This window comes from Chroococcidiopsis sp. [FACHB-1243] (assembly GCF_014696895.1).
Classification (GTDB): domain Bacteria; phylum Cyanobacteriota; class Cyanobacteriia; order Cyanobacteriales; family Chroococcidiopsidaceae; genus Chroococcidiopsis.
The window spans coordinates 134,166-142,246 of the sequence record NZ_JACJQX010000014.1 but is presented as its reverse complement, the minus strand read 5'-3'; the positions used below and the strand labels follow the sequence as shown (position 1 = coordinate 142,246).

Sequence of the window (8,081 nt, the reverse complement as noted above, 5' to 3'; positions counted from 1 at the left end):
TACTACTGAAGATGCTCGCGTCAAACTTAAACATCTTTATCCGATTTTTGTCACCGAAGAAACAGCTGATTTTAATGCACTATTTTAGCCTTGCCACACCAGTAGGGTGCGTTACGCTGAACGCTAATGCACCCTACTACTACGTATTCGTTCAAAAATCAAATATTCACCTTATGTATGGGAAAACTATATAAGGTTAAATAATTATCGATATTTGAATCAATATGAATACTAAACGCCTTGCAACATCTTATGTTCTCTGCGCCGCTTGGTTTTTGGGTGTCGGAGGAGTACATCGTTTATACAATGGCAAGATTGTTACAGGACTATTGTGGCTTTTTACTTTAGGTTTTTTTGGTATCGGTCAATTTGTAGATTTATTCTTAATTCCAGACATGGTTGAGGAACGCGACCTCAAGCTAAAAGCTAAACTTGGCTTGTCACCAAACGGCGTACCTCTTTCTGGTCAAGTTACAGCAGTGGTTAACGATCCAGCTTATAACAAGCTGATGCAGAAAATTCTCAAATCTGCCCGTAACAGAGGTGGTACAATCTCTGCCACTCAAGCAGTATTGGATACAGGAGCTAACTTGGCTGAAGTAGAAGCTATTTTGAAACAGTTAGTTAAATCTGGTCACGCACATATAGATAACCATCCCAAAACAGGAATGGTTATCTATCGGATTTTAGGAATTTAGCCAAGTCAGTTTAATTCAGTGACAGCCACTTCTGACCGTTCAACCGTTGGATGATTCCCCACATTAAGAGGTCGAGTGTCATTTTGCGTTCGTCACCCAAGAAATGTTCCATCGTGCTAGGTCGAGAACCTTCATTGCAAGAGAAATATTTCTTTCCTTGAATATCTTCATCAGGGAAATAAAGGTTAAATTGTCGCGAGACATTTTGCCACTTGCCAACAATTTGCCAGCACTCTTGCTGCTCTAAACCAACTACAGGAATTTTTTGCTTGGTAAGCGTTAAGTCTACATCCACGACTCCTTGAGCTTTTAAAGCTTTCTCAATTGCTGGGATGTAGTCTTGTTGGATGAATTCAGTAAATGGCTTATCTTCGACTGTTGGACCTTTTTCTTTCTTAGCTTTAGCGGCAGGTTTATCACCTGCTGCTTTGGCTGCGGCTGGCTTATCGGCTTTGGGTGATGCGTCAGGTTTTTTGGAACCTGGTTTGTCAGCTGCTTTTGCTTGCTGGTCAGTTTCGTTTGGAGCTTCTGCTGTCGCCGTGCCTTTTTCCTTCGCCTCGTCCGTGTTCGCCACTAGATTCTCTTCTGGAACTGGTGCGTTGGCAGTAGGAATCTCTGAAGCTTCTGGGTCAGAAGTCGTTTTAAGATTTTCTGCAACGACATCAGGAGCTTGTTTGTCTACAGTGCTGGGTGGCGCGTTTTCGCCTGCCGTTTCGCCTGCTGGAGCCTGTTCTGGATTCTGATTTTCTTCTGCCATTGCTCAACTCATTCCTCGATCTATTAGGTATAAGAGCGATCGCTTTATAAGTTTTTCCTTAAGAACATTGTGACATGATAGTAGAGACGTTACATGTAACGTCTCTACTGATAACTGACAATTGACAACTGATAACTGAATTAACCGCCAGCTACCGCAGGGACGATACTCACTTCATCACCTTCTTTTAAAGGTGTATCTATACCATCCAAAAAACGTATATCTTCGCTATTGACGTATAGATTCAAGAAACGACGCGGTTGTCCCTGTTCGTCACACAAACGGGACTTAATCCCAGGAAAACCCTGTTCCAGAGATTCAATCAGCTCGGAGACGCTATTACCGCTACCCTCATAAGTAGCTTGATTGTTGGTGAACTTTTGCAATGCAGTCGGAATTAGTACTTTGATAGCCATGTTTCGGGAGTCGGGAGTCGGGAGTCGGGAGTCGGGAGTCGGGAGTCGGGAGTCGGTGCTGATGAATCACCAACTACCGACTACTAATGACCCATTACTACCAATCTAAAATCAAAAATTCAAAATCTAAAATTAGACCAAAACTTGTTGCCAATCAAGTCGTTCGAGGGTGCGAGAACGCTCTAATGCTCTTTCAAAGCTATCGAGTTTTGGCTCAATTGTTAGGGGTTCGCCTGCATATCCTTGGACGGCTTCTTGTGTCTTCAAGCCATTTCCAGTGATGTAAGCAACGGTTGTTTCTTCGGGGTCGATTTTACCTGCTTCTACTAGTTTTTTCAACACGGCGATCGTGGTTCCACCTGCGGTTTCGGTAAAGATGCCTTCGGTTTCTGCTAGTAATTTGATTCCTTCGATAATTTCAGGATCGCTGACTGATTCAATATTACCGTTAGTCTTACGTGCAATATCTAAGGCATAGACACCATCAGCGGGATTACCGATCGCAATTGATTTAGCAATCGTACTCGGTTTTACTGGTTTGATAAAATCTCTGTTTTCCCGATAAGCTTGGGCAATCGGCGAACATCCGTCGGCTTGCGCGCCGCTGAATCTGACGTGCTTACCTTCTACCAAGCCAACTTCGGTAAATTCTTGGAAGCCTTTGTAGATTTTGGTGAACAGGGAGCCAGAAGCTAGAGGCGCAACTACGTGGTCTGGGAGTTCCCAACCGAGTTGTTCTGCAACTTCATAACCTAAAGTCTTGGAACCTTCGGAGTAATAGGGGCGCAAATTGATATTGACAAATCCCCAACCGTATGTATTTGCCACTTCAGAACAGAGGCGGTTAACTTGATCGTAGTTACCTTGTACTGCCATTACAGTAGGGCTGTAGATCAAAGTTCCTAAAACCTTACCTGCTTCTAAATCGGCGGGGATAAAGACGCAGCAATCTAACCCTGCATGAGCGGCGATCGCAGCGGTAGAATTAGCTAAATTCCCCGTACTCGCACAAGATACTGTCGTAAAACCTAGCTCCCTAGCACGAGTCAAGGCAACCGATACCACCCGATCCTTAAAGCTCAGGGTAGGCATGTTGACAGCATCGTTTTTGATGTAAAGCTTTTTCAGTCCGAGGCGACGCGCTAGGCGATTGGTACGCACTAGGGGTGTTAACCCAGTCCCGACATCTATTGGGTTATCGGTAGCAACAGGTAAAAAAGGACGATAGCGCCAAATTGAGTGGGGTCCTTTTTGAATGCTTTCGCGAGTGACGGTATCGCGCAGAACGTTGTAATCGTAAGCAACTTCCAATGGACCAAAGCAATATTCGCAAACGTGCATTGCTTGTAGTTCGTACTCAGCACCACATTCTTTACATTTCAAGGCTCTAAACGTGGCGTTTGTCTTGGTTTGGTTTGCGATCGCCTGAGTCATTAGTCATTCCCTCGATTGTCCGTCAACTTCGGTTGATACTAACACGGTGTATATAGTGAGTCAAATATACCCGACTTTTTTTGTCGGGTTTTATATCGATTTCGCTCTCATAGCAATTCTCGATTGTGTGAATGACCTTTGTAGGGGCGCACAGCTGTGCGCCCCTACAGTAACGTGTATTGCTCCAATTGAAAACCGCTATCATCATCTGGAGATACAAAAATGTAGGGTGCGTTAGTAACTAATGCACCCTACAGATAAATACAAAGAATTGACAAATGACTATTCAGCCAGATTTGATGTCTGAGTCACGGCTAACTGAGGTGCAGCCAGCAGGCGAGAATATAGAGGAGTCTTGGGCTGCTGTGCTACCACGGTAGATAGTGCGGTATGAACTTGGCTGGCGACTGCTACTGTCTTGACATCAAAAGTTTGAGTGGCAATTTTAGGATACAAGCCAATGCCGACGATGGGAACTAGCAGACACATGGCGATCGCAACTTCTCTCGGTCTAGCATCGCCTAAATATGACTCGAATGCCAATTCCTGATTTTCTTTTCCATAGAAGACTTGCCGCAACATGGACAGCAAGTAAATCGGAGTCAGAATTAAACCAACAGCCGCGAGGAACACGACAACAGTTTTGAACGCAGAACTGTAAGCGTCACTGGTGGTGATGCCGAGGAATATTGTCAACTCACCCACAAATCCGCTCATTCCGGGTAAAGCTAAAGAAGCCATTGAAGCGGCAGTGAATAAAGCAAAGACTTTGGGCATTGCTTTCGCCATCCCCCCCATCTTTTCCATGATTAAAGTATGGGTGCGATCGTAAGCTACTCCTGATAGGAAGAATAAGCAAGCGGCAATTAAACCGTGAGAAACCATTTGCAATACTGCGCCGCCAATGCCTAAATCAGTGTAGGAAGCAATCCCAATCAGGACAAAACCCATGTGGGCTATGGAAGAATAAGCGAGTCGCCGCTTGAGATTACCTTGACCGAAGGCAGCAAAAGCACCGTAAATAATGTTAACTACCCCCAATATTGCCAAGACTGGTGCAAAGTAAACGTGGGCATCGGGTAGCAGTTCGATATTAAAGCGGATGAGGGCATAACCACCCATCTTTAGCAATACCCCAGCCAAAATCATTGAAATTGGGGCAGATGCTTCACTGTGAGCATCTGGTAGCCAAGTGTGTAAAGGGAATACTGGCAATTTAACAGCGAAGGCGACGAAGAATCCAGCATAGGCTAGCATCGCTAGGACTTTAGGATAGTGTTTCAGCCCCAGAGCAGTCAAATCGAACGTGACTGTATCCCCGTAGAAAGCTATTGCTAAACCAGAAATCAGAATAAATATAGAAGCAGTAGCAGTATAAAGAATAAACTTAGTAGCAGCGTAGCGCCGCTTTTGTCCTCCCCAAATGGAGATCAGCAAGTATACAGGGACTAGTTCGATTTCCCACATTAAGAAGAACATCAATATATCTTGGGCAACAAACACGCCAATTTGGGCGCTGTACATGACCAAGATCAGGAAGTAGAACAAGCGTGGCTTATTTGTCACGTTCCACGCTGCCAAAGTTGCCATTGTGGTGATAAAACCTGCTAGCAATACCAGAGGCATGGATAGCCCGTCAACGGCAAGCGACCAGTTTAAAGCAATTTGGGGAATCCAAGCATAGCTTTCAACGAGTTGATATGTTGAGTTTTGTAAATCAAAATGCTGCCAAAAGGCATAGAGCATGATGCAGAAATCTGCGATTCCGACTCCGAGAGCATACCAGCGAACAATGCCTTTAGAGTCTGGAATCAACGGAATGGCTAGGCTAGCTACTAGCGGTAGTAGGGTGATGATGCTTAGCCAAGGGACTTGTTCGGGAAACATGGCTGAGAATAAATGCTTACTATCTATGCCTTCTATTTTATTAAGATAAGTAAAGATTTGCAAAGGGGATTTTACCTACTTTACGGAAATCTTTAACTTTTACGGTAAAAATACTTACGCCTGTTTTCAGTATAAAGAAATACTTAAAGATATACGCCAGTACTGAGAAATACTATCATTGAGCAACTCGCACACCAGAAGAAGCGACAAAGACAAATTACCAAGTTACTCGTCGCTACATTTACACTGAGTAGTCTTCAGTATTAAACGTAAATCAAAGTCTATAAATAGGTTATTCAACAGAAATAAAATGATATTTTTTATACTTCATTTTTCCTTGATAAATGAAATTTTAGACAGTTACACAAAATATTTAAAGTAATTTTGAACACAGTTTATCTACTGAGCAAATAAGTCATCGACTTGCTAAAATAAAGCGATTTTAGTCAGTGAATGAGATCGCTTGTTTCTACTCGTCAAATTTAGAGCCTTCCAATTTTTTTAAAAACTTTTTATACTACTTTTTAAATCAGACAAAATTTGATAGCTAGGTTGAGTCATGAAGGTATATCTCAGCTTAACTCAATCGCACATTTGCTACTTTTGGCATAGATGAGATGGTCAAGTAGGCTACAAACTTTTCTGGCAAAAAATTATTTTAATTAAGGCTATTGTATTTATGAGTATTCTCAGGCAGGCTAAGGAATTTGCTAAGCTAGCTCTTTCCAAACCCTTAGTGAATCAAATTCAAAGCTGGTTAGCTCTAATATCTGTCACTAGAAGGAAGGGTTTCAGCTTTTATCTAAACTCTCCCGATCGCTTCGTATTAGAAGATACAATTATTCCTTACATCGTCAAGTGTAATGAATTTCACAAAATCCTATTTGTTGGTAGCGACTGGTACACGAAACCGTACAATGGCTATTTCAAAAACAAAGAGTACTGGACGATTGAAATTAATCAGAACAGAAAAAAATTCGGTTCTAAACGACACGTTGTTGACTCGCTATTAAACTTAAGCCAATATTTTGCCGCTGGTTACTTTGACTTGATAGTTTATAACGGTGTCTTCGGACACGGTATTGATAGTAGAGAGGCAACTGAAATCTCATTTCAACAATGTTTTCAATGCTTGCGTCCAGGTGGAATGTTAGTGTTTGGCTGGAATGATGTCACCAGACACAAACCTTTCCCTGTCATTGAAGAATGTCAAAACTTGCGACAGTTTGAACCTGTTGTTTTCAGTCCCCTCGCTACCAGCCAGTATCTTGTCGCCGAGAGTAGCGATCGCCATGTATTCAACTTTTATCAGAAGCCTTTACCTGTGGTTGTAGAGATGCATTACGATACACCCCTACAATCTGTATCTAAACCACGCGATTCACAATCGTCCACACGTCTCCATCAGAACGGACGTGAGGGACTGAAATCGTTTGAAAGCCAGTGATGAAGGGTTTGTAGTAGACTTGCCAATAACTCGGACTGATTCGATCGGCGATCGCTTTAAGCGCACGGATTTCTTCGGCTAATTCTCCTGCAAGTTCGTTGATTCGATCGGCGTGAACTTTAGCTTGCGTTCTCCCTTCCTCGACGTGTTGCTCGATCGATTGATATTGCGATCGCACCTGCAAGGCGGTGAATTCGGCGCGTTTTTGCCGCAGTTGCGCTGTCAAAGCCGCTAAGCTTTCTAGTAGCTGTGCTAAGTCATCATTTGTTTTCTGCGTCTGGGTAGAGCTACTTTCTGGTGACTCAGCACTGAGGGAGGTGCATTCTTGCTGTAAAGCCGCAATTTGAGCGCGAATTGCCTCAATCTCTGCTTGGTTTGGTTGCATTGTATCGGTATACCAAATTCTTTGGATCTCTTATCTAGCTTGCCAGTCTTCTAGAGGCGATCGCAAATACAATAAGTATTACGTCCTTGCTGTTTGGCACAATAGAGAGCGCGATCGGCAGCAGCGATCGATTTTTCAGTTGACATTTCCCGATGCGGAATTTGACTGCTAATTCCTAAAGATACAGTGACGTATGCACTCACTTCAGACTGAGCATGAAGAATCTGAAGCTGTTTTATCTCTGCTTGAATGCGTTCGGCGACTTGAATTGCACCTTTGGTATCGGTATTTGGCAAAATAACCCCGAATTCTTCACCACCATATCTTGCGACTAAATCTGCTGGACGTGTTACAGCACGCATCAACGCCTTGGCAATGTTCTGTAAACAACTATCTCCAGCGATATGACCGTAGCAATCGTTGTATTTTTTAAAGTAATCAACATCACATAAAATTAACGCCAGCGGTGCTTGCTCCCGTGCTAGTCGCCGCCACTCTCTCTCGATACAAGTATCAAATTGACGACGATTAGCAATTTGGGTCAAGCTATCTATATAGATGAGATTTTGTAATTCCTGATTTGCTTTTTGCAGCGCGATCGCTTGTTCCGTTACTGTGCGTGTTAAAAAGCTCAATTGTAAATGTACTGACACTCTAGCGATAACTTCCGCTTCGTAAAATGGTTTTGTAATATAGTCTACTGCTCCGACAGCAAAGCCTTTAATTTTAGCTTGCAGATCGGATAAGGCAGTGATAAAAATAATTGGGATTTTTTGCGTGACTGGATTTGCTTTGAGTCTGCTACAGGTTTCAAATCCATCCAGTGCTTCCATCTGGACATCTAATAATATCAGATCTGGTGGCTCGCAATTTACCAGCTCGATCGCGCTTTCGCCATCCATTGCAACTCTAATGTTAAATCCCGCGCTTTTTAGCGTATGCGATAGGACTGACAGGTTTGTCGGATTGTCATCCACAATTAATATCAGTCCAGTATTTAGAGCTTTCATTAAAGTATTATATATATAGTTAATTTAAATGAATTCGTTTCTGAATA

Annotated in this window: 9 protein-coding genes; 3 read left to right on the top strand and 6 right to left on the bottom strand. The window is 42.9% G+C overall.

Features of this window, described 5'->3' with window-relative positions; all coding sequences use genetic code 11:
- A partial coding sequence (locus H6G17_RS33140; protein ID WP_206757158.1) for a hypothetical protein occupies window positions 1-194 on the top strand: 194 nt, incomplete at its 5' end.
- Between the two features lie 30 nt (window positions 195-224).
- Window positions 225-698 carry an NINE protein gene (locus H6G17_RS12815; RefSeq protein ID WP_192157638.1) on the top strand — a complete coding sequence of 158 codons (474 nt, stop codon included), beginning with the start codon at window positions 225-227 and terminating at the stop codon, window positions 696-698.
- A gap of 10 nt (window positions 699-708) precedes the next feature.
- Here H6G17_RS12815 and H6G17_RS12810 read toward each other — a convergent pair whose 3' ends face one another.
- From H6G17_RS12810 to H6G17_RS12795, 4 genes are all read right to left on the bottom strand, one after another.
- Entirely contained in the window at window positions 709-1,455 is a 747-nt protein-coding gene (locus H6G17_RS12810; RefSeq protein WP_192157636.1) for a DUF2996 domain-containing protein, read from the bottom strand.
- Between the two features lie 140 nt (window positions 1,456-1,595).
- On the bottom strand, window positions 1,596-1,871 hold the full coding sequence (locus tag H6G17_RS12805; RefSeq protein ID WP_015153385.1) for a MoaD/ThiS family protein: 276 nt from the start codon (window positions 1,869-1,871) through the stop codon (window positions 1,596-1,598).
- Window positions 1,872-2,003: 132 nt separating this feature from the next.
- Entirely contained in the window at window positions 2,004-3,305 is a 1,302-nt protein-coding gene (thrC, locus tag H6G17_RS12800) for a threonine synthase (protein ID WP_192157634.1), read from the bottom strand.
- Between the two features lie 282 nt (window positions 3,306-3,587).
- A complete protein-coding gene (locus tag H6G17_RS12795; RefSeq protein ID WP_192157655.1) occupies window positions 3,588-5,192 on the bottom strand; it encodes an NAD(P)H-quinone oxidoreductase subunit 4 in 1,605 nt (534 codons plus the stop codon).
- 679 nt (window positions 5,193-5,871) lie between these two features.
- Here H6G17_RS12795 and H6G17_RS12790 point away from each other — a divergent pair.
- Complete coding sequence (locus H6G17_RS12790; RefSeq protein ID WP_192157632.1) at window positions 5,872-6,639, top strand: methyltransferase domain-containing protein; 768 nt, start codon at window positions 5,872-5,874, stop codon at window positions 6,637-6,639.
- Here H6G17_RS12790 and H6G17_RS12785 read toward each other — a convergent pair.
- Window positions 6,560-7,024: a hypothetical protein gene (locus H6G17_RS12785; protein WP_192157630.1), complete on the bottom strand. Its 465-nt coding sequence runs from the start codon at window positions 7,022-7,024 to the stop codon at window positions 6,560-6,562. The genes H6G17_RS12790 and H6G17_RS12785 overlap by 80 nt on opposite strands.
- 50 nt (window positions 7,025-7,074) lie before the next feature.
- Window positions 7,075-8,034: a PleD family two-component system response regulator gene (locus H6G17_RS12780; RefSeq protein WP_192157628.1), complete on the bottom strand. Its 960-nt coding sequence runs from the start codon at window positions 8,032-8,034 to the stop codon at window positions 7,075-7,077.
- Between the last annotated feature and the right edge of the window lie 47 nt (window positions 8,035-8,081).

What these genes read in the sequence shown, in the direction of transcription:
- H6G17_RS12815 (WP_192157638.1), top strand. Translation starts at nt 225, where the DNA reads ATGAATACTAAACGCCTTGCAACATCTTATGTTCTCTGCGCCGCTTGG.
- H6G17_RS12810 (WP_192157636.1), bottom strand. Translation starts at nt 1,455, where the DNA reads ATGGCAGAAGAAAATCAGAATCCAGAACAGGCTCCAGCAGGCGAAACG.
- H6G17_RS12805 (WP_015153385.1), bottom strand. Translation starts at nt 1,871, where the DNA reads ATGGCTATCAAAGTACTAATTCCGACTGCATTGCAAAAGTTCACCAAC.
- thrC (WP_192157634.1), bottom strand. Translation starts at nt 3,305, where the DNA reads ATGACTCAGGCGATCGCAAACCAAACCAAGACAAACGCCACGTTTAGA.
- H6G17_RS12795 (WP_192157655.1), bottom strand. Translation starts at nt 5,192, where the DNA reads ATGTTTCCCGAACAAGTCCCTTGGCTAAGCATCATCACCCTACTACCG.
- H6G17_RS12790 (WP_192157632.1), top strand. Translation starts at nt 5,872, where the DNA reads ATGAGTATTCTCAGGCAGGCTAAGGAATTTGCTAAGCTAGCTCTTTCC.
- H6G17_RS12785 (WP_192157630.1), bottom strand. Translation starts at nt 7,024, where the DNA reads ATGCAACCAAACCAAGCAGAGATTGAGGCAATTCGCGCTCAAATTGCG.
- H6G17_RS12780 (WP_192157628.1), bottom strand. Translation starts at nt 8,034, where the DNA reads ATGAAAGCTCTAAATACTGGACTGATATTAATTGTGGATGACAATCCG.